Below are 20158 nucleotides of genomic sequence, written 5' to 3'. Positions count from 1 at the left end.
TCAACAGGCTTCCTCCCGGCGCTGGCGGTGCTCCACGCACGCCTGCGCGAAGGCTTCCAGCGTGCGGTGGTAGAAGGGGTTCTGCTCGTGGTGCCACTCGGGGTGCCATTGCACGCCGAAAGCGAAAGCGGGCGAGCCGTCGACGCGCACGCCCTCGATGAGGCCGTCGGGCGCGAAGGCCTCGGCCACCAGGTTCTGCCCCAGGCGCTTGATGCCCTGGCCGTGCAGCGAATTGACCTTGGCCTTGGTGCCGCCGGCCCACAGCGCGAACGCGCTGCCCGGCAGCAGCTCGACGTCGTGGCGCTCGGCGAACTGCACCTCGAGCGGCTCGTCGTCGGGCTCGCGGTGGTCCATCATGCCTTCCTCGGTGTGCAGCCGCTGGTACAGCGAGCCGCCGAGGGCCACGTTCATCTCCTGCAGGCCGCGGCACACGCCGAAGACCGGCACGCCGGTGGCGATCGCCGCCGGCACCAGCGCCATCGTCAGCGCATCGCGGCGGGGGTCGAGCAGGTCGGTCTCCAGCGCGGTGGCTTCGTAGCGCGTCGCGTCGACGTTCGACGGCGAACCCGTCAGCAGCACGCCGTCGACCAGCGCCAGCAGCTCGGGCACGTCGCCGGCGCCGGCCATGGGGTACAGCACCGGCTGCATGCCGATCTTGCAGACGGCTTGCGCGTAGCGGTCCGCCAGCACGGTGTAGCCACCGGGATCGTCGATGTCGAGGTTGCGGTGGCAGGCCGGCAACCAGACGAGCGGGCGTTGTGCAGCCATGTGGAAATGGTGCCCGGCCGTACCCGTGGCGGGCCGCCGGGGCCGGCGGCAATTCGCGTCGGACGCTGCTGACGGGCGTGGCTCTGCGGCGGGTGCCTCAGCCGCGCGCCTGGGCGAAGCCTTCGAGGACGTTCACGGTGTTGACGCCGACTTCCGCCACCGCGTAACCACCCTCGAAGACGAACAGCGTCGGCAGGCCCGCGGCGGCGATGTCGGCGCCGACGTGGCGGTAGTCGTCGGTTTGCAGCCGGAAGCCCGAGATCGGGTCCTGCTCGAACGTGTCCACGCCGAGCGACACGACCAGCGCCTCCGCGCCGAACTGCGCGATGCCGATCAGCGCATGCGCGAGCGCGCCGCGCCAGGGGACGAATCCCGTCCCGCGCGCCAGCGGCAGGTTGAGGTTCATGCCCAGGCCCTCGCCCTCGCCGCGTTCGTCGGCGTAGCCCAGGTAGTACGGGTATTCGGTGCGCGGGTCGCCGTGGATGCTGGCGAAGAACACGTCGCCGCGGCCGTAGAAGATCGCCTGCGTGCCGTTGCCGTGGTGGTAGTCGACGTCGAGCACCGCCACGCGCTTCGCGCCGCCGTCGATGAGCGCCTGCGCCGCCACCGCCGCGTTGTTGACGAAGCAGTAGCCGCCGAAGAAATCGACGCCCGCGTGGTGGCCCGGCGGCCGCGACAGCGCGAAGGCGGCGTGCTCGCCGCTTGCGATGCACTTGGCACCGGCGATCGCGCAAGCGGCGCCGCCGCGCGCCGCGGCCCAGCTGCCCGCCGTCAGCGGCGTGCCCGCGTCGAACGAGAACAGCCCCATGCGCGCATGGAAGCTCTCGGGCGTGACGTCGCTGCGGAAGGTGCGGATCGGCCAGTAGGACGGGATGGCGTCGCGCTGCGCGTTCGCGGGGTCCAGCGCCACCCACTCGTCCCACGCGCCCGCGAGGAAGTCGAGGTACCGCGCCGAATGCACGCGCATCAGCGCTTCGAGCGGTGCGGGCGGCGGCACCTCGAGCGGGCCGATCGCGCGCCGCTCCAGCTCGGCCCGCACGAAGTCGACGCGGTCCGGGACTTCGAAGCACGGCACCATCTCGCCGCGGAACATCTCGTGGCGGCCGCGGTGCAGCGCGTGGTCGGCGTTGAAGTAGGTGCGCATGCCCCTATTGTCGGCAGCCTCTCGTCAACGCGCCAGCACCGGCGCCAGCGCCTTGCCGGTGTGCGTGCCCTTGGCCACCAGCTGCTCCGGCGTGCCGGCCGCGACCACGCGCCCGCCGGCGCCGCCACCCTCGGGGCCCAGGTCGATCACCCAGTCGGCCTCGGCGACGATGTCCAGGTCGTGCTCGATGACGATGACGCTGTGGCCGCCGTCGACCAGCCGGTGCAGCACGCGCGCGAGCTTCTCGACGTCGGCCATGTGCAGGCCCACCGTCGGTTCGTCCAGCACGTAGAGCGTGTGCGGCGCCTTCTGGCCGCGGCGCGTGACGTCGTCACGCACCTTCGACAGCTCCGTCACCAGCTTGATGCGCTGCGCCTCGCCGCCCGACAGCGTCGGCGACGGCTGGCCGAGGGTGAGGTAGCCGAGCCCGACGTCCTTGAGCAACTGCAGCGGATGGCTGATGTTGGGCATGGACGCGAAGAACGCCACCGCCTCGTCCACCTCCATACGCAGCACGTCGCCGATGTTCTTGCCGCGCCAGGTGACGGCCAGCGTTTCGGGGTTGAAGCGCGCGCCATGGCACGACTCGCACGGCACCTTCACGTCGGGCAGGAAGCTCATGGCGATGGTGCGCATGCCCTGGCCTTCGCAGGTCGGGCAGCGGCCTTCGCCGGTGTTGAAGGAGAAGCGGCCCGGCCCGTAGCCGCGCGCCTTCGCCTCCAGCGTGTCGGCGAACAGGCGCCGGATCGTGTCCCAGAAACCGATGTAGGTCGCGGGGCAGGAGCGCGGCGTCTTGCCGATGGGTGTCTGGTCCACTTCGAGCACGCGGTCGATGGCCTGGTAGCCCTCCAGCGACTTGGCGCCGGTCCACGCAGGACGCTTGCCGCGCTCGTCGGCTTCGCGGCCGGCCTTGGTCGAGCGCTGCTGCACGGCCGCCTGCACATTGGCCAGCAGCACGTCGCGCGCCAGCGTCGACTTGCCCGAGCCCGACACGCCCGTCACCGCGACCAGGCGCTGCAGCGGCACGTCGACGTCGATGCCCTGCAGGTTGTGCATGTCGGCGCCGCCCAGCGACAGCGCGCGCTCCAGCACTGTCGCGCGCCGCGGCTTGACCGGGTGCTTCATCGCATGCAGCAGGTACTTGCCGGTGACGGACTCTTCCACTTGCGACAGGTCGTGCGCCGAGCCTTCGGCGACGACGCGGCCGCCGCGCTTGCCGGCGCTGGGCCCGATGTCGATGATGTGGTCGGCGCGGCGGATCGTGTCCTCGTCGTGTTCGACGACGACGAGCGTGTTGCCCTTGTCGCCCAGCTTGTGCAGGGCATCGAGCAGGATCTGGTTGTCGCGCGCATGCAGGCCGATGGTCGGCTCGTCGAGCACGTAGCACACGCCCTGCAGGTTGGAGCCGAGCTGCGCCGCCAGGCGGATGCGCTGCGCCTCGCCGCCCGAGAGCGTGGGTGCGCCGCGGTCCAGCGTGAGGTAGCCCAGGCCCACCTCCTCGAGGAACTCCAGCCGCGACTTGATCTCGGGGATCAGGTCGCGCGCGATGCCCTTCTCGCGCTCGGTCATCACGCCCTTCAGCTCCAGGCTCTCGATCCAGCGGCGCACGTCCACGACCGACAGCGCGGCGATCTCGGCGATGCCGGCGCGGTCGAACTTGACGTTACGCGCCTGCAGGTTCAGTCGCGAGCCGTGGCACGACGGGCAGGCTTCGTCCACCACGTCCTCCACCTCCGGCTCGGCAAAGGTCTGTTCGCGGCCCTTGTCGTCGGCGTCGGTGAGCGTGTCGTCGAAGGCCTTGCGCTGCTCGCGCGTGAGCTTCACGCCGGTGCCCACGCAATCGGGGCACCAGCCGTGCTTGCTGTTGTACGAGAACAGCCGCGGATCGAGCTCCGGGTAGCTGGTGGCGCACACCGGACAGGCGCGCTTGACCGAGTACACCTCGACCTTGCCGATGTGGTGGTGGCGCCCCAGCCCCTGCAGCATTGCGCCTTTGAGGCCGTCCAGCGGCGCCAGCACGTGCAGCACGCCCTTGCCGTGCTCGAGCGCCTCCGCCAGCTTGGCGCGCAGCAGCGGCTCATTGGCGGCCGTGATGTCCAGGTCGCACACCGGCAGCTCGATGGTGTGTTCCTTGAAGCGGTCGATGCGCGGGAAGCCCGTGGTCGGCAGGAAGTTGCCGTCCACGCGCAGGTGCGTGTAGCCGCGCGGCCGCGCCCAGTCGGCCAGCTCCGTGTACACGCCCTTGCGGTTGACCACCAGCGGCGCCATCAGGCCGATGTGCTGGCCCTTGTACTTGCGCAGGATCTGCGCGGCGATCGAATCGGCGGTCTGCGGCCGCACCTCCGCGCCCTCGTTGACGCAATGCTGCACGCCCAGCTTGACGTACAGCAGGCGCAGGAAGTGCCACACCTCGGTGGTGGTGCCGACGGTGGACTTGCGCCCGCCGCGTGACAGGCGCTGCTCGATCGCCACCGTCGGCGGGATGCCGTAGACCGCGTCGACCTCCGGCCGCCCCGCCGGCTGCACGATGCTGCGCGCGTACGCGTTGAGCGACTCCAGGTAGCGCCGCTGCCCCTCGTTGAACAGGATGTCGAACGCCAGCGTCGACTTGCCCGAACCGGACACCCCCGTGATCACGCTGAACTTGTTGTGCGGGATCGCGACCGTGAGGTTCTGGAGGTTGTGCTCCTTCGCGTTGACGATCCGGATGTTGGGGTCCGATTCCGGTTTCTTCGTCGTCACAGCGTAAGTGGCGGCGGTCTCGAACACGCCCAGCGTGCCGTCGTAGTCGCGCAGCGCCTTGGCGGTGTGCGAAGTCGCATGGGCGCGCACTTCTTCGGGCGAGCCTTCCGCAACGACCACGCCGCCGGCATCGCCGCCTTCCGGGCCGAGGTCCACCAACCAGTCGGCGGCGCGGATGACGTCGAGGTTGTGCTCGATGATCACGATGGAATTGCCCGCGTCGAGCAGCTTGCGCAACGCGCGCATGAGTTTGGCGATGTCGTCGAAATGCAGCCCGGTCGTCGGCTCGTCGAACAGGAACAGCACGCCCCGCGTCGCGGTGGGCTGGCGGCTGCCGGTGGCGGCCTTGGCCGCCTGCGCGAGGAACCCCGCGAGCTTCAGGCGCTGCGACTCGCCGCCCGACAGCGTGGGCACCGGTTGCCCGAGCTTCACGTACTCCAGGCCCACGTCGACGATGGGCTGCAGCGCGCGGATCACGTCGCGGTCGTTGGCGAACAGCGCCGCCGCCTCGCTCACCGTGAGCTCCAGCACGTCGGCCACGTTCATGACGCGCCGCCGCTCCGCCCCGGCCGCCTGGCGCTCGATGGTCACCTCGAGGATCTCGGGCCGGTAGCGCTTGCCGTCGCAATCGGGGCAGCGCAGGTACACGTCCGACAGGAACTGCATCTCGACGTGCTCGAAGCCCGAACCGCCGCAGGTGGGGCAACGCCCGTCGCCCGAGTTGAACGAGAACTTGGCCGCCGTGTAGCCGCGCTGCTTCGCCAGCGGCGCGGTGGCGAAGATCTCGCGGATCGTGTCCCAGGCGCCGACGTAGCTCACGGGATTCGAGCGCGCGGTCTTGCCGATGGGCGACTGGTCGACGAACACGACGTCGCTCAAATGGTCGGCGCCGAGCAGGCGGTCGTGCTCGCCCGGCGTTTCCGTCGCCTTGCCGAAATGGCGCATCAGCGCCGGCGCGAGGATGTCCTGGATCAGCGTCGACTTGCCCGAACCCGACACGCCCGTCACGCACACCAGGCGCTGCAGCGGGAACTCGACGCTGATGTTCTTCAGGTTGTGCTCGCGCGCGCCTTCGAGGATCAGGCGCGGCGTGGCGTCCGTCACCGCGCGCTTGAAGCCCATGCCGACGTGCTTGCGCGCACCCAGGTAGGCGCCGGTCAGCGTGTCGGCGTGGCGCAGTTCGTTCACCGTGCCGTCGAACACGATGTTGCCGCCGCGCTCGCCGGGGCCCGGCCCCATGTCGATCACGCGGTCGGCCGCGACCATCACCGCCGGGTCGTGCTCGACCACCACCAGCGTGTTGCCCGCGTCGCGCAGGCGCTTCATCGCCTCGGTGATGCGGTTCATGTCGCGCGGGTGCAGACCGATGGACGGTTCGTCCAGCACGAACAGCGTGTTCACCAGCGACGTGCCGAGCGCCGTGGTGAGGTTGATGCGCTGCACCTCGCCGCCGGACAGTGTGCGGCTCTGCCGGTCGAGCGTGAGGTAACCGATGCCCACGTCCACCAGGTAGCGCAGGCGCGTGGTGATCTCGTCGAACAGCAGCTTGAGCGCCTGCAGGTCGCCCGAGCCGGCATGCGCGGCCTCCTGCTGAGGCTCGACGCGGTCGAAGAACCGGCGCAGCCGGTCGATGGGCATGAGCATCAGGTCGTGCAGGCACAGGCCCGGCAGCGCCTCGAGCTGCTCGCGCGACCACTGCACGCCCGCCGGCATGAAACGCCGCGAGGGCTCCATCACCGCGTCCGCGTCCTCCTTGGTGCCCAGGCGCCACAGCAGCGACTCGAGCTTCAGGCGCGCGCCGCCGCAGGTGTCGCACGGCGTGTAGCTGCGGTACTTGGACAGCAGCACGCGGATGTGCATCTTGTACGCCTTGCTCTCCAGGTACTGGAAGAAGCGCCGGATGCCGTACCACTGCTTGTTCCAGTTGCCCTCCTTGTAGTTGGGCGCGCCGTCGATCACCCACTTCTTCTGTTCGGGCGTGAGCTTGTACCAGGGCGTGTCGCGCGGGATGCCGGCCGTCTCGGCGTGGCGCATCAAATCGTCCTGCGCCTCGGACCAGGCCGGCGTCTGGATCGTCTTGATCGCGCCGGCGCGCAGCGTGAGCTTGTCGTTGGGGATCACCAGGCCCCAATCCACGCCGATGACGCGGCCGAAGCCGCGGCACACCTCGCACGCGCCGACCGGCGAGTTGAACGAGAACATCGACGGGATCGGGTCGGCGTAGCGGATGTCGCTGTCGGGGCAATGCAGGCCGGTGGAGAACTTCCAGGCCTCGTATTCGTCCTCCGCCTTCTGCACGTAGACCGACAGGCGCCCCGCGCCGCGCTTGAGCGCGACCTCGATGGCCTCGATGGCGCGGATGCGCTCGGTGTCCTGGATGCGGAAGCGGTCGGCGATCACGTCCAGCACCTTGCGCGGGCCGGTGACGGTGGCCACCTCGCGCTGCGCGTGCACGCGCGTGAAGCCGCTGGCCGCGAGCCACTGCTCGACCTCCTCGGCGCTGGTGTTGCCGGGCAGTTCCACGGGAAAGGTGAAGACCAGGCGCGGGTCCTCGCCCCGGGTGCGCGCCATCAGCTCGTCGTAGATCGTGTCCGGCGAATCGTGGCGCACCGGCAGCGCGGTCTGCCGGTCGAACAGCTGCGCCGCCCGCGCGAACAAGAGCTTGAGGTGGTCGTTCAGCTCCGTCATCGTGCCGACGGTGGAGCGCGACGAGCGCACCGGATTGGTCTGGTCGATGGCGATGGCGGGCGGCACGCCCTCCACGCGGTCGACCGCGGGCTTGTCCATGCGGTCGAGGAACTGGCGCGCGTACGCCGAGAACGTCTCGACGTAGCGGCGCTGGCCTTCGGCGTACAGCGTGTCGAACACGAGGCTGGACTTGCCCGACCCGCTGGGGCCGGTGACGACCGTGAGTTCCCCCGTCTTCAGGTCGACGTCGAGGTTCTTGAGGTTGTGCTGGCGGGCGCCGCGGATGCGGATCACTCCCTGGGTCATACGTGGGGTTCTTTCTGCAGGAGGCCGAACATTCTAGGGACGTCGGTGCGCCAGCTTCTGTCATGTGGTCTTCCGCGCCGGAATTGGTTACAACGCGGGGATGCCCAGGCTTCTTGCCGCCGCCTGCTGCGCGGCCTTCCTGCACGCGCCTTCGATGGCGCAGGAAGCTTTGGCCGTGACTTCGTACACGCCCACGCAATTCAGCGACATCCTGGATGGCCGGTTCCGCCAGTCGCCCGTGGCGCTGGCCGGCAAGCTGTTCGTCCCGCCGGGGATCGCGCCGCCCCTGCCGGCCGTGGTCGTGATGCACGGTAGCGGCGGCATCCGCGCGGGCGACCACGACGTGGTGCAGGCCTTGCTGCAGGCCGGGATCGCCGCGCTGCTCCTGGACAGCTTCGGCGGCCGCGGCCTGTCGTCCACCGGCGCCGACCAGGGACGCCTGTCCACGGCGGCCACGGCGATCGACGGCTTCGCCGCCCTGCTCGCGCTGCGGGCGCGGCCCGACATCGACCCGCAGCGCATCGGCATCGCCGGTTTCTCGCGCGGCGGCATCGCCGCGATCTTCACGCAGCAGGCACCGCTGCGCGACGCGGCGCTGGGCGCGGCACCCGGCTACCGGGCGCACGCCGCGCTCTACCCGAGCTGCGCGGCGCAATGGGAGCAGGTCGTTCCCGCGGCTTCGCCCATCCTTTTCCTCCTCGGCGAGAAGGACGACCTCTCGCCCGCCGCGAAATGCGTGGCGTACGCGGATCGCATCCGGCAGGCGGGCGGCCGCGCGCAGGCCATCGTCTACCCGGGTGCGTCGCACCAGTTCCTCGAGCCCGGCCCGGAGTGGCGCGGCCGCACGCAGAACTACGCGGCCTGCGACTACGTGATCCGCCCCGGCGGCGAGATGGTCTACGCGAAGACCGGCTTGGTCGCCGGCGCCGACTGGGCCGCGTTCGCGCACCAGGTGTTTCGCGATTGCGGCAAGTGGGGCTTCACGCACGGCGGCACACGCGACAGCCGCGAGCAGGCGCTGCGCGACCTCACGGACTTCTTTCGCGCGCAGCTCGCACGCTGAACGCCATGTTGTGGGTTCCCACAACGTAGAACCCACAACGTAGAAGCCACACGCACAAGGACGAAAGCACTCCTAGACTTTCCTGACGAAATCCTGAAGGAGACAGCATGGAAGCGAAGCGTCGTTGGAAGCAGGCCCTGCTGGTTGCCGCACTCGCATGCGGCTACGCGCAGGCGCAGATCGTGGTCGGGCAGACGGCCGGATTCACGGGCCCCGTCGCGGCGGGGGTGAAGGAAACCACGGACGGCGCCCGCCTGTGGTTCGATGCGGTGAACGCGAAGGGCGGCGTCAACGGCCAGCCGGTCGAACTCGTTTCGCTCGACGACCAGTTCGACCCGAAGCTGGCCGCCGAGAACGCGCGCAAGCTCGCCGCGGACGGCCGGGTCCTCGCGCTGTTCCTCACGCGCGGCACGCCGCACACGCAGGCCGTGATGCCGGTGCTGGAGGCCAACCGCATCGCGCTGGTCGGCCCCTCGACCGGTGCCATGGCGCTGCACCAGCCCGTGCACAAATACGTGTTCAACGTGCGCTCGTCCTACCAGCGGGAAGCCGAGAAGGCGGTGGAGCACCTGCACACGCAGGGCATCCAGCGCATCGCCGTCGTGCACGCCGACGATTCCTTCGGCGCCGACGCGCTGGCCGGCGCCAGCCGCGGCTTCGAGCGCACGAAGCTCAAGGCCACCGCCGTGATCAAGGCCGATCGCAACCAGCCGGACTACGCGCAGATCGTTCCCGTGCTGGTCGGCCGCGAGACGCAGGCCGTGATCTGGGTCGGCTCGGCGAAGGCGGTGGCCGACGGCGTGCGCGCGCTGCGTGCGGCCAAGTCGGCCGCGCACGTCGTCACGCTGTCGAACAACGCGTCCTCGGGTTTCATCAAGGCGCTGGGCGACAACGCGCGCGGCGTGATCGTCACGCAGGTGTTCCCCTCGGAACGCTCCATCGCCTTCCCGATGGTCAAGGAAGCCCAGGAGCTGGCGAAGGCCAAGGGCGTGCAACTTTCTCCCGCGATGCTGGAAGGCTATGCCGCCGCGAAGGTGCTGGTGGAGGCGCTGCGCCGCAGCGGCAAGAACCCCACGCGCGAAAAGCTGGTGGCCACGCTCGATGGCATGAAGCCATACAACCTGGGCGGGCTGGAAGTCGGCTACACGGCGGGCAACCACACCGGGCTGGACTTCGCCGACCTGTCGATCATCGGGCTGGACGGGCGTTTCGTCCGTTGAACCGGAGCCGGCCGTGCCCTCCTGGACCCACTGGTTGAGCAGCCTCACCGGCACCGCCGCGCCGGTCGAGCTGGCCAGCACGCCCTGCGACGTCGCCGCGCTGCGCGAGCACATCCTCGCGCTGCTGCACGACTGCGACGGCGCGGACTGCGAACACCTGCGCACGCGCCTGCAGCGCGCCCGCACCGCCTCCGACCTGTGGAACGCGCGCTCCGACCTGTTCTCCGTGGTCGCGCACCGCCACTGCGAATGGCAAGCCGCCCAGCGCGTCAATGCCCTGGCGCCCCTGTTCGCGGGAACGGTGGCCGACCGCCTGCTGCGCCCGCTGCCCGGCTACTCGGCCGCGGAGTAACAGCCGGACACCTTCCAGCAAGAGTCGACATCTTCTGACACGCGGCGTGTCGGCGCGGCGCGAGAGTGCGTTCCTTCGCAGTCGGAAGGAGCGAGCCATGACCAACCCGTCCCGGCGCCACGCCGCCGCCCACCGCCCGGCCCTGAGGCCCGCGCCCGGCCTGCGCGCCTATGAGGTGGACCCCGCGGTGCAGGTGATCGAAGGCAACGACGAGGACGACTGGGCGCTGTGGGAGGACTCGGTGCAGCAGCTCGACAGCGGCTTCCTGCCGATCGACCCGTTCGACAGCGTCGGCCGCCGCGACGGCTGACGGCGCGCCTCAGGCCGCCTGGCGGCCTTTTTCGGACTTCGCGAGCAGGGTGCGCGCTTCCTTCTCGTGCACCTTCACTTCGTCCAGCTGCGCCTGCAGGTCCGCCATCTGGTCTTCCAGCTGCTTGCGGTGCTGCGCCAGCACCGCGAGGAACTTCTTCAGCTGCGGCCCGGTGTCGCGCGGGCTGTCGTACATGTCGATGATCTCTTTCGCCTCGGTGAGCGAAAGCCCCAGGCGCTTGGCGCGCAGCGTGAGCTTCAGGCGCGTGCGGTCGCGCGCGCTGTAGACGCGGTTGCGCCCGCCGGGGCCGGTGCGTTGCGGCTGCAGCAGCCCCATGTCCTCGTAGAAGCGCATCGCGCGCGTCGTGAGGTCGAATTCCTTCGCCAGGTCGCTGATCGTGTAGGTGGGGGTGGCCATGGGTGCTGTATGCCGCGCGACAGCTTGCGGGCCGGCGCGCCGCCTAGAATGCCTCACATCTGACGTTTACGTCAACGTCAACCTGAACGATCCCCCGATGAACGCCCTCGAAGCCCGCCTGGAGTACCCGTTTGGCGACACCCTGCCCGCGCCGGGCACGACGCTCGAGGTCGCGCCGGGCGTGCGCTGGATCCGCATGGCGCTGCCCTTCGCGCTGGACCACATCAACCTGTGGCTGCTGCGGGACGAGATCGACGGCCGCGCCGGCTGGACCGTGGTCGACTGCTGCATCAGCCGCGAGGAAGCGCAGGCGCAGTGGGAAGAGGTGTTCGCGACGCAGCTCGAAGGCCTGCCCATCCTGCGCGTGATCGTCACGCACATGCACCCCGACCACATCGGCCTGGCCTGGTGGCTGTGCGAGCGCTGGAACGCGCCGCTGTGGATCAGCGCCACCGATTTCAACGCGGCGCGCCTGGCCTCGCAGTCGACCACGGGCTTCGGCGGCGCCGCAGCCGCGGATTTCTTCGCGTCGCACGGCCTCACGGACCCGGAGTCGCTGGAGAAGATTCGCGCCCGCGCCAGCTACTACCCCGGGATGGTGCCGAAGGTGCCGCCGCGCTTTCGCCGCCTGCAGGACGGCGACCGCGTCGCCATCGGCGGGCGCACCTGGCGCTGCATCTCCGGCTACGGCCACGCGCCGGAACACATCTCGCTGTTCTGCGAGGAACTGCAGGTGCTCATCTCGGGCGACATGCTGCTGCCCCGCATCTCGACCAACGTGAGCGTGTACGACGTCGAGCCCGAGTCGGACCCGCTGCGCCTGTTCCTGGCGTCCATCGACCGCTTCGACGCACTGCCCGAAGGCACGCTGGCGCTGCCCTCGCACGGCAAGCCCTTCCGCGGCATCCACGAGCGCGTGAAGCAGCTGCACGACCACCACGACGAGCGGCTGGCCGAAGTGGTCGAGGCGTGCTCGGCCGGCGCGAAGTCGGCCGCCGATGTCCTGCCGGTGCTGTTCAAGCGCGCCCTCGACCTGCACCAGACGACCTTCGCGATGGGCGAATCGGTGGCGCACCTGCACGCGCTGTGGCACGAGGGACGCCTCGCGCGCGCCCGCGACGCCGACGGCGTCTGGCGCTTTCAGAGCGTGAAGTAGAAGGTGGTGCCCGCGCCGGGCTGCGACTGCGCCCACACGCGCCCCTGGTGCAGCGTGACGATGCGCCGCACGGTGGCCAGCCCGATGCCCGTGCCGGGGAACTCGCTTTCCTTGTGCAGGCGGTGGAAAGCGGTGAAGAGCTTGTCGGCATAGGCCATGTCGAAGCCCACGCCGTTGTCGCGCACGTAGAACGCGCCGTCGGCGCTGCGGCCCACGTCGATGCGCGGCTGCGCCACCGCCGCGGTGAACTTCCAGGCGTTGCCGACCAGGTTCTCGATCGCCGCGCGCAACAGCCGTTCGTCGCCGCGCGCGACCAGGCCGTCCTGCACGTGCAGTTCCACCTTGCGCTGCGGGTCTTGCAGCTGCAGGTTCTCCGCCGTCTCGCGCGCCAGCGCACCGAGGTCGACGTCGGCCCACTCCAGCGGCGCGCGCGTGAAGCGCGACAGCTGCAGCAGCGCTTCGATGAGCTCCTCCATCTTGCGCACCCCGGCCTGGATGCGCCCGAAGTAATGCAGCGTGCGCTCGTCGCCGCCGGGCTCCAGCTTGGCCTCCAGCGCGCGCGCGAAGCCGCCGATCGCGCCCAGCGGCGCGCGCAGGTCGTGCGACACCGAATACGAGAAGGCCTCGAGCTCCTGGTTGGCCGCGCGCAGCTGCGCCGTGCGTTCGGCGATGCGCGATTCCAGGCCGGCGTTCAGCTCGCGCACCTCGTCGAGCAGGCGCGCGTTCTCCAGCGCGATCGCCTTGCGCTCGGTCACGTCCTGCACCACGCCGCCGAACCACACGGGCTCGCCCGAGGCGTCGCGGCGGGCCTCGGCGATCTCGTGCATCCAGGCCACCGAGCCGTCCGGCCGCACGATGCGGTACTCGAGGTTCATCACCTTGCCGTCACGCAGCGCCTGGTCGCGCGCCGGCTTGAACAGCGCGCGGTCGTCGGCATGCACCAGCAGCTCGAACGCCTGCAGGTCATGGCCGAAGGACTCGGGTGCGATGCCGTACAGCGCGTACACCTCGTCGGACCACCACAGCCGGCCGGTGCGCAGGTCCAGCTCCCAGTTGCCCACGCGCCCCACGCGCTGCGAGTCGGTCAGCTTGCGCTGCGCCTCCTGCAGCCGCGCGAGGTGCGCCGCCTGCTCGGCCTCCAGCCGTTGCAGCTGCGTGACGTCGCTGAACACCACGAGCCCGCCGGGCACGTCGCCCTGCATGCGGTGCCAGGTGCACTGGACCAGCCGGCCTTCGGGCACCAGCGCATTGCGCACGAACAGCAGCGCCTGCCCTTCGCCTTCGCCCAGCGCCGCGCGCACCAGCGGCAGGTCGTCGGCGCGGTAGGGCGTGCGGTCGCCCGGGTAGTGGATGCCGAAGTGCCCGGGCCACAGCTCGGGCAGCACCGGCGCATCCGACAGCGGCAGGATGCGCCCAGCCGCGGCGTTGTGCAGCAGGAACTTGCCTTCGCGCGTCACGGCGATCAGGCCCTCCTGCATGCTGTTGAGCACCTGGTCGAGCACCGCGTAGGCGCCGCGGCTGCGGCCGAGCTCCGCTTCCAGGTCGGCCTGCCGCATCTGCAGGGAGTCGGCCATCAGGTTGAACGCCGCGCCCAGGCGCGCGAATTCGTCGCGCCGCCCGGCCAGCAGCACGGGCACGCGCGCGTCCAGGCGCCCCTGCTCGATGCGCCGCGCCGCGCCGAGGATCTGCTTGGCGGGCTTCACGATCATCCGCCCGCCGATCCACCACACCGCCAGCATCGCCAGCGCCATGACGGTGGCCAGCACGAGGAATTCCTCGCGGCCGCGCTCCCACGTCGCGCGCTTCGCAGCCTCGGCGGGAAGGCCCACCCGCACCACGAATCCCTGGTCGCCGACCCGTTTCGTGGGCGCCAGGGCGTACAGCCGCATCTCGCCGGCCCTGTCGGGGCCTTCGCCGGAAAAGGGCTGCATCGTGCGCGCCGCCTGCAGCAGCTCCTCGTGCACGGCCGCGCGCAGCAGTTCGCCGTATGCGGGGAACTGCATCAGGATGTGCCCGTGCCGGTCCGCCACCGTGACCCGCGCCCCAGCGGGGAGCTCGGCTGCGCCCAGTTCACGCGATGCCCGCGGCAGGTCGAGCGAGGCGAACACGACGCCCACGACCGCGCCCTGCTCCAGCACCGGCATCGCGAAGGGCAGCGCGGGTTGGTTGACGATGCGCCCGACGATCGGCTCGCCGATGACGAAGCGCCGATGCGCCAGCGCCTGGTTGAAATAGTCGCGGTCGCGCGCGGAAGGCGTGCCGCGCGAGCCGAGTGCGTGGCAGAGCACCTGGCCTTCGGTGTCGATCAGGCCGATGTTGCTGTACACCGGGTAGCGGTCGCGCAGCGACTCGAAATAGGCCTGGCAGCGGGCGCGGTCCAGGGCCCGCATTTCCGGCATCTGCGCGATGGCCCCGAGCAACTGCTCCACCGTGTCGACGATGCGCTCCTGGTTCGCGGCCAGCAGCGAAGCGGAAAACCGCAACTGCGAGCGCGCCAGTTCCATGGACGCCTGCGTGTCGCGCATCGCGCCCCAGAGGTGCACGCCCAGCAGCGGCAGCAGCGCCGCGGTCATGACGACCAGCAGGCGCGCGCGCAAGCTCAGTGTGACTTGCATCCTTCCTCCCCGATGCGGGCCAGTGTAGCCCGGCTCACCAGGACGGCAGCGCCTCGTCCTTCAGCTGGCCGCGCAGGTGCTCGTAGTCGGGCACCACGCTGGCCACCGTGTCCCAGAACTTCGGGCTGTGGTCCATGACGCGAAGGTGGCTCAGCTCGTGCGCCACGACGTAGTCGATCACCGGCAGGCGGAAGTGCACCAGGCGCCAGTTCAGGCGGATGGTGCCGTCCGAATGCGCGGTGCCCCAGCGCGTGCCGGCGTTCGACAGCGCGAGCTTCTTCCAGCGCACGCGCAGCAGCGGCGCGTAGTGGTCGAGCCGCTCGGTGAAGAGCGTGTGCGCCCGGCGCATCAGCCAGGCCTGCACCGCGTCGCGCACCTGCGAAGGCTCGGCCTGCTGCGGCAGCCCGACGCGCAGGCGCCGCGGTGGCAGCCCGGCGTCGCTTTCGAGCACGGCGCCGGAGGCGCGCGGGTCCAGCACCAGCTCGACCTCCTCGCCGAGGAACGGGAAGCGCGCGCCGTCGCGCCATTCGATGCGCGCCGATTCGATGCGGCGCTGGCGCTCGTGCACCTCGCCCAGCTTCTTCAGGATCCACGGCGTCTTGCTGCGCACCGCGGTGTCCACCTCGTAGAGCGGCACCCAGCGCGGCGCGCTCACCGTCAGCCCTTCGGGGCCGACCATGAAGCCGATGTTGCGGCGGCGCGAGCGCTTGAACTCGAAGGCCACGACGGAATCGCCCAGCACCGCCTCGCGGTTGGCGCGCGGGTGGCGGAACGACGCCGGGTGCAGCACTTCGTCCAGGCGCGGTTCGGGCGTGGTCGCCGCGACCAGGGGCTTGTCCTCGCGCGGCTTGCGCGGGGCCTCGCGCTTCGGCTGTGCGTCGGCCGGGGCAGCGGGAACCGCGTCGAAGAAATCCAGGGTGAGCTGCAACAGCCGGTGCATGGCGAGGGAGTTTAGCGGCGACCCGCTACGGGATCGATAGCGCGATGGGACTAACCCGACGGGGCTGATGCGTGGATGCGACTAGACGCGGACGTCTTCGGTGTAGGCCTCGGGGTCCAGCTCGCGCATCTGCCCTTCGATCCAGGCCTGCACCTCGCGGATCAGGTCGTCGGGGTCGCGGCCCTGGCTGGGAATGGGCTTGCCGATCACCACGTCGACCACGCCGGGGCGCTTGACGAAGGCCTTGCGCGGCCACACCCGGGCGGAATTGACGGCAATGGGGATGACGGGCGCGCCCGTCTCCACCGCCAGGCGCGTGCCGCCGTGCTTGTACACGCCCACCTGCCCGCGCGGGATGCGCGTGCCTTCGGGGAACATGATGATCCAGATGCCGCGCGCCAGCAGGCCCTTGCCCTGCGCCACGACCTTGGAGAAGGCCTGCGCGCGCTGGCTGCGGTCGATGTGGATCATGTCCAGCCGCGCCATCGCCCAGCCGAAGAAGGGAATGTAGAGCAGCTCGCGCTTGAAGACGTAGGCCAGCGGGTGCGGCATGAGCACCGGCATCAGGAAGGTCTCGAGCGTGGACTGGTGCTTGACGAGCAGGATGGCCGGGCTGGTCTGCCCCACCGGCAGGTTCTCGTAGCCGGTCACACGCCAGCGCACGCCGCAGATCAGCTGCAGGCCGCGCATGGCCAACCACAGCCAGCCCTGCGCCAGGCGGTACATCGTCACGCCGTCCACGAAAAGCGAGGCGGTCACCATCATGATCCCCCAGGGGATCACGGTCACCAGCATCCACACGCCGTGGACGAGGGAGCGCAGGGCGGACAGGAACAGCATCGTCAGGCCGGCTTGGCCCCCCCGTGGCGCGTGGTGATCAGCCAGTCGGCGAAGGCGGCGAGGTCCTCGTGCGTGCGCGTGCCGGCCGGGTACTCCGGCGGCAGCGGCAGGCCCTTGAGCGCCGCGCCCTTGCCGGTGAGCACCAGGTGCGGCTCGCAGCCGGCAGCCGAGCCGGCCTGCAGGTCGCGCAGGCCGTCGCCGACGACGGGCACGCCCTTGAGGTCCACGCCGAAGCGCTCGGCGATCTGCTCGAAGAGCCCCGGCTGCGGCTTGCGGCAGCGGCAGCCTTCGTCGGGCGTGTGCGGGCAGTAGAACACCGCGTCGATGCGGCCGCCCTGCGCCGACAGCATCTTGTGCATCTTGGCGTGCATGGCGTTGAGCGAGGCGACGTCGAAGAGGCCGCGGCCCAGGCCCGACTGGTTCGATGCGATCACCGCATGCCAGCCGGCGTGGTTCAGGCGCGCGATCGCTTCCAGCGCGCCGGGCAGCGGCTGCCACTCCTCCGGCGACTTGATGTACTCGTCGCTGTCGGCGTTGATGGTGCCGTCGCGGTCGAGGATGACGAGTTTCATGCGGCCAGCTTCGAGAGGTCGGCGACGCGGTTCATCGCGCCGTGCAGGGTGGCGAGCAGGCCGAGGCGGTTGGCGCGCAGCTGCGCGTCGTCCGCGTTGACCATCACGTCGTCGAAGAAGGTGTCGACCGGGGTGCGCAGCGCGGCCAGCGTCTGCAGCGACGCCTGGTGGTCGCCGGACTGGAACTGCGCGTCGGCGCGCGGCGTGATGTCCTTCATCGCGGCGAAAAGCGCCTGCTCGGCGCTTTCCTTCAGCAGCGATTCGTTCACGCGCGCCTGCACGCCGCCCTCGGCCTTCTTCAGGATGTTGCCGATGCGCTTGTTGGCCGCGGCGAGCGCGGGCGCTTCCGGCAGCGAAGCAAAGGCGCGCACGGCCGCGAGGCGCTTGGCCACGTCGCCCAGGCGCTGCGGCTGCAGCGCCAGCACCGCTTCGACTTCCTGCGCGCTGTAGCCCTGCTCGCGCAACTGGCCCGCCAGGCGTTCGTAGATGAAGGTCGTGAGCTGCTGCGCGGTCTGGTCGGTGGCTTGCGGGAACAGGCCCAGCGCTTCCTTCACGAGCGCGCCCAGGTCCAGCTTCAGGTCCCTTTCCATCAGCATGCGCACGATGCCCAGCGCGTGGCGGCGCAGCGCGAAGGGGTCCTTGTCGCCGGTGGGCAGCTGCCCGATGGCGAAGAGGCCCGCGAGCGTCTCGAGCTTGTCGGCCAGCGCGACCACGATGCCGACGTCGTTGCGCGGCAGCGTGTCGCCGGCAAAGCGCGGCTTGTAGTGGTCCTCGATCGCGTCGGCGATTTCCGCGCCCAGGCCGTCGTGCAGCGCGTAGTAGCGGCCCATGGTGCCCTGCAGCTCGGGGAACTCGCCCACCATGTCGGTGAGCAGGTCGGCCTTGGCGAGTTCGGCGGCGCGGTCGGCGTGCTGCGCCAGCGCATCGCTGCCCAGCTGCGCGCCGATCACCTTCGCGATCGCGCGCACGCGCTCGATGCGCTCGCCTTGCGTGCCGAGCTTGTTGTGGTACACGACCTTGCCCAGGCCGGCCACGCGCGCGGCGAGCGGCTTCTTGCGGTCCTGGTCGAAGAAGAACTTGGCGTCGGCCAGGCGCGGGCGCACCACGCGCTCGTTGCCGCCGGTGACGGCGCTCGCGTCCTGCGGGCGGATGTTGCTCACCACGAGGAACTTGTTCGTGAGCTTGCCCTGGGCGTCCAGCAGCGGGAAGTACTTCTGGTTGGCCTTCATCGTGAGGATGAGGCACTCCTGCGGCACGCCCAGGAACTCGCGCTCGAATTCGCAGGTGAGCACATTGGGGCGCTCGACGAGGGCGGTGACTTCGTCGAGCAGCGCGTCGTCGTCGACCGGCTTGGCGCCCCCGCCGACTTTTTGCGCGGCCGCTTCGAGCTGCTTGGCGATCTCGGCGCGGCGCTTGTCGAAGGAGGCGATGACCCGGCCCTCTTCCAGCATCTGCGACTCATAAGCGTCCGCATTGCCAATGGGAAGCGGTGCCTTGGTGCTCTCGAAGCGGTGGCCTTCGGTCTGGTTGCCGGCCTTCAGGCCGAGCGCAGTCACGGGCACGACCTGGTCGCCATGCAGCGCGACGAGCCGGTGCGCGGGGCGCACGAACTTCACGTCGCTCCAGCCGTCGGCCAGCTGGTAGGTCATCACCTTCGGGATCGGCAGCTTGGCGATCGCTTCGCCCAGCGCCTTCTGCAGCCCTTCGGCCAACGTGGCGCCCTTGGCCGTGCTTTCGTAGAAGAGTGCTTCGGCCTTGCCGTCCATCGCGCGCTTCAGGCCGGCAGCAGCGGATGCGTCCGCGCCCAGCGACTGCAGCTTCTTGACGAGCGCGGGCGTGGGCTGGCCGTTCGCGTCGAGGCCCACGCTCACCGGCATGAGTTTCTGCGACAGCGGCTTGTCGGCGCCTTGTGCAGCAACTGCCGTCACGTGCGCCCCGAGGCGTCGCGGCGAAGCGAAGGCCGTCACCTTCGATTCGGCGGTCGCGAGGCCCTGGGCCTTGAGCTGTTCGAGCAGGGTGCCCGAGAACGCCTCGCCCAGCTTCTTCAGCGCCTTGGGCGGCAACTCCTCGACGAAGAGTTCCACCAGCAGGTTTTTCTTCGTCATGCCGCTTCCTTCTTCGGCATCTGCGCCACCCACTCCTTCGGCGCCATCGGGAAGCCCAGGCGTTCGCGGCTGTCGTAATAGCTTTGCGCGACGGCCCGCGCCAGATTGCGGATGCGGCCGATGTAGGCCGCGCGTTCCGTCACGCTGATCGCGCCGCGCGCATCCAGCAGGTTGAAGCTGTGCGCCGCCTTGAGCACCTGCTCGTAGGCGGGCAGCGCGAGCTGCTGTTCCATCAGGTACTTCGCCTGCTTCTCGTGCGCCGCGAAGGCCTGGAACAGGAAGTCGGCGTCGCTGTGCTCGAAGTTGTAGGCCGACTGCTCGACCTCGTTCTGCTTGTAGACGTCGCCGTACGACATCGTGTCGGTCCACTTCAGGTCGTACACGTTCTCCACGCCCTGCAGGTACATCGCCAGGCGCTCCAGGCCGTAGGTGATCTCGCCCGTGATCGGCTTGCAGTCGAGCCCGCCCACCTGCTGGAAGTAGGTGAACTGCGTGACCTCCATGCCGTTGAGCCACACTTCCCAACCGAGACCCCACGCGCCGAGCGTCGGGTTCTCCCAATCGTCCTCGACGAAACGGATGTCGTTCTTCTTCAGGTCGAAGCCCAGCGCTGCGAGCGAGCCGAGGTAGAGCTCGAGGATGTTCGCGGGCGCGGGCTTGAGCACCACCTGGTACTGGTAGTAATGCTGCAGGCGGTTGGGGTTCTCGCCGTAGCGGCCGTCCTTGGGGCGGCGGCTGGGCTGCACGTACGCGGCCTTCCACGGCTCGGGGCCCAGCGCGCGCAGGAAGGTGGCGGTGTGCGACGTGCCCGCGCCCACCTCCATGTCGTAGGGCTGCAGGAGCGCGCAGCCCTTCCCGTCCCAGTAGGACTGGAGCTTCAGGATGATCTGCTGGAACGTCAACATCGAGGAAAGGCCGGG

General features: G+C 70.0%; 15 protein-coding genes. 5 read left to right on the top strand and 10 right to left on the bottom strand.

Annotated elements, in window-relative coordinates:
* From WG903_RS05880 to uvrA, 3 genes are all read right to left on the bottom strand, one after another.
* Nucleotides 1-768 (bottom strand): gamma-glutamyl-gamma-aminobutyrate hydrolase family protein, encoded by a 768-nt coding sequence (locus WG903_RS05880; RefSeq protein WP_340073292.1) that lies wholly within the window; start codon nucleotides 766-768, stop codon nucleotides 1-3.
* Nucleotides 769-865: 97 nt separating this feature from the next.
* Nucleotides 866-1912: a histone deacetylase family protein gene (locus WG903_RS05875; RefSeq protein WP_340073291.1), complete on the bottom strand. Its 1047-nt coding sequence runs from the start codon at nucleotides 1910-1912 to the stop codon at nucleotides 866-868.
* A gap of 24 nt (nucleotides 1913-1936) precedes the next feature.
* On the bottom strand, nucleotides 1937-7648 hold the full coding sequence (gene uvrA / locus WG903_RS05870; RefSeq protein ID WP_340073290.1) for an excinuclease ABC subunit UvrA: 5712 nt from the start codon (nucleotides 7646-7648) through the stop codon (nucleotides 1937-1939).
* A gap of 100 nt (nucleotides 7649-7748) precedes the next feature.
* On the opposite strand from uvrA, the gene WG903_RS05865 reads away from it, so the two are divergent.
* The 4 genes from WG903_RS05865 to WG903_RS05850 all read left to right on the top strand — a co-directional run bounded on the left by WG903_RS05865 (nucleotide 7749) and on the right by WG903_RS05850 (nucleotide 10593).
* Nucleotides 7749-8711, top strand: coding sequence for a dienelactone hydrolase family protein (locus WG903_RS05865; protein ID WP_340073289.1), 963 nt, complete (start codon nucleotides 7749-7751; stop codon nucleotides 8709-8711).
* Nucleotides 8712-8818: 107 nt separating this feature from the next.
* Nucleotides 8819-9931 carry an ABC transporter substrate-binding protein gene (locus tag WG903_RS05860; protein WP_340073288.1) on the top strand — a complete coding sequence of 371 codons (1113 nt, stop codon included), beginning with the start codon at nucleotides 8819-8821 and terminating at the stop codon, nucleotides 9929-9931.
* Nucleotides 9932-9944: 13 nt separating this feature from the next.
* On the top strand, nucleotides 9945-10283 hold the full coding sequence (locus WG903_RS05855) for a hypothetical protein (protein WP_340073286.1): 339 nt from the start codon (nucleotides 9945-9947) through the stop codon (nucleotides 10281-10283).
* Between the two features lie 97 nt (nucleotides 10284-10380).
* The gene (locus tag WG903_RS05850; protein ID WP_340073285.1) at nucleotides 10381-10593 is read left to right on the top strand and encodes a hypothetical protein; all 213 of its coding nucleotides are present in this window, start codon (nucleotides 10381-10383) and stop codon (nucleotides 10591-10593) included.
* 9 nt (nucleotides 10594-10602) lie between these two features.
* Here the strand turns inward: WG903_RS05850 and WG903_RS05845 are convergent, their stop codons facing one another.
* Nucleotides 10603-11010 (bottom strand): MerR family transcriptional regulator, encoded by a 408-nt coding sequence (locus tag WG903_RS05845; RefSeq protein ID WP_340073284.1) that lies wholly within the window; start codon nucleotides 11008-11010, stop codon nucleotides 10603-10605.
* Nucleotides 11011-11107: 97 nt separating this feature from the next.
* Between WG903_RS05845 and WG903_RS05840 the strand changes: the two genes are divergently transcribed.
* Nucleotides 11108-12166 carry an MBL fold metallo-hydrolase gene (locus tag WG903_RS05840; protein ID WP_340073283.1) on the top strand — a complete coding sequence of 353 codons (1059 nt, stop codon included), beginning with the start codon at nucleotides 11108-11110 and terminating at the stop codon, nucleotides 12164-12166.
* Here the strand turns inward: WG903_RS05840 and WG903_RS05835 are convergent.
* The 6 genes from WG903_RS05835 to glyQ form a co-directional block, all read right to left on the bottom strand.
* Nucleotides 12151-14781 (bottom strand): ATP-binding protein, encoded by a 2631-nt coding sequence (locus WG903_RS05835; protein ID WP_340073282.1) that lies wholly within the window; start codon nucleotides 14779-14781, stop codon nucleotides 12151-12153. The two genes, WG903_RS05840 and WG903_RS05835, sit on opposite strands and share 16 nt — an antisense overlap.
* 34 nt (nucleotides 14782-14815) lie before the next feature.
* On the bottom strand, nucleotides 14816-15721 hold the full coding sequence (locus WG903_RS05830; RefSeq protein WP_340073280.1) for a M48 family metallopeptidase: 906 nt from the start codon (nucleotides 15719-15721) through the stop codon (nucleotides 14816-14818).
* 81 nt (nucleotides 15722-15802) lie between these two features.
* Nucleotides 15803-16552, bottom strand: coding sequence for a lysophospholipid acyltransferase family protein (locus tag WG903_RS05825; RefSeq protein ID WP_340078200.1), 750 nt, complete (start codon nucleotides 16550-16552; stop codon nucleotides 15803-15805).
* Nucleotides 16553-16563: 11 nt separating this feature from the next.
* A complete protein-coding gene (gmhB, locus tag WG903_RS05820; protein ID WP_340073278.1) occupies nucleotides 16564-17133 on the bottom strand; it encodes a D-glycero-beta-D-manno-heptose 1,7-bisphosphate 7-phosphatase in 570 nt (189 codons plus the stop codon).
* Nucleotides 17130-19238, bottom strand: a complete 2109-nt coding sequence (gene glyS / locus WG903_RS05815) for a glycine--tRNA ligase subunit beta (RefSeq protein WP_340073277.1) — start codon at nucleotides 19236-19238, stop codon at nucleotides 17130-17132. Before glyS ends, gmhB begins: the two co-directional genes overlap by 4 nt.
* The gene (glyQ, locus tag WG903_RS05810) at nucleotides 19235-20143 is read right to left on the bottom strand and encodes a glycine--tRNA ligase subunit alpha (protein ID WP_340073276.1); all 909 of its coding nucleotides are present in this window, start codon (nucleotides 20141-20143) and stop codon (nucleotides 19235-19237) included. Before glyQ ends, glyS begins: the two co-directional genes overlap by 4 nt.
* Between the last annotated feature and the right edge of the window lie 15 nt (nucleotides 20144-20158).

The sequence above is a fragment of the Ramlibacter sp. PS4R-6 genome, assembly GCF_037572775.1.
Lineage (GTDB): Bacteria > Pseudomonadota > Gammaproteobacteria > Burkholderiales > Burkholderiaceae_C > Ramlibacter.
Note: the sequence above shows the minus strand (reverse complement) of the source record. Positions and strands in the feature narration are given on the sequence as shown.

What these genes read in the sequence shown, in the direction of transcription:
- WG903_RS05880 (WP_340073292.1), bottom strand. Translation starts at nt 768, where the DNA reads ATGGCTGCACAACGCCCGCTCGTCTGGTTGCCGGCCTGCCACCGCAAC.
- WG903_RS05875 (WP_340073291.1), bottom strand. Translation starts at nt 1,912, where the DNA reads ATGCGCACCTACTTCAACGCCGACCACGCGCTGCACCGCGGCCGCCAC.
- uvrA (WP_340073290.1), bottom strand. Translation starts at nt 7,648, where the DNA reads ATGACCCAGGGAGTGATCCGCATCCGCGGCGCCCGCCAGCACAACCTC.
- WG903_RS05865 (WP_340073289.1), top strand. Translation starts at nt 7,749, where the DNA reads ATGCCCAGGCTTCTTGCCGCCGCCTGCTGCGCGGCCTTCCTGCACGCG.
- WG903_RS05860 (WP_340073288.1), top strand. Translation starts at nt 8,819, where the DNA reads ATGGAAGCGAAGCGTCGTTGGAAGCAGGCCCTGCTGGTTGCCGCACTC.
- WG903_RS05850 (WP_340073285.1), top strand. Translation starts at nt 10,381, where the DNA reads ATGACCAACCCGTCCCGGCGCCACGCCGCCGCCCACCGCCCGGCCCTG.
- WG903_RS05845 (WP_340073284.1), bottom strand. Translation starts at nt 11,010, where the DNA reads ATGGCCACCCCCACCTACACGATCAGCGACCTGGCGAAGGAATTCGAC.
- WG903_RS05840 (WP_340073283.1), top strand. Translation starts at nt 11,108, where the DNA reads ATGAACGCCCTCGAAGCCCGCCTGGAGTACCCGTTTGGCGACACCCTG.
- WG903_RS05835 (WP_340073282.1), bottom strand. Translation starts at nt 14,781, where the DNA reads ATGCAAGTCACACTGAGCTTGCGCGCGCGCCTGCTGGTCGTCATGACC.
- WG903_RS05830 (WP_340073280.1), bottom strand. Translation starts at nt 15,721, where the DNA reads ATGCACCGGCTGTTGCAGCTCACCCTGGATTTCTTCGACGCGGTTCCC.
- gmhB (WP_340073278.1), bottom strand. Translation starts at nt 17,133, where the DNA reads ATGAAACTCGTCATCCTCGACCGCGACGGCACCATCAACGCCGACAGC.
- glyS (WP_340073277.1), bottom strand. Translation starts at nt 19,238, where the DNA reads ATGACGAAGAAAAACCTGCTGGTGGAACTCTTCGTCGAGGAGTTGCCG.
- glyQ (WP_340073276.1), bottom strand. Translation starts at nt 20,143, where the DNA reads ATGTTGACGTTCCAGCAGATCATCCTGAAGCTCCAGTCCTACTGGGAC.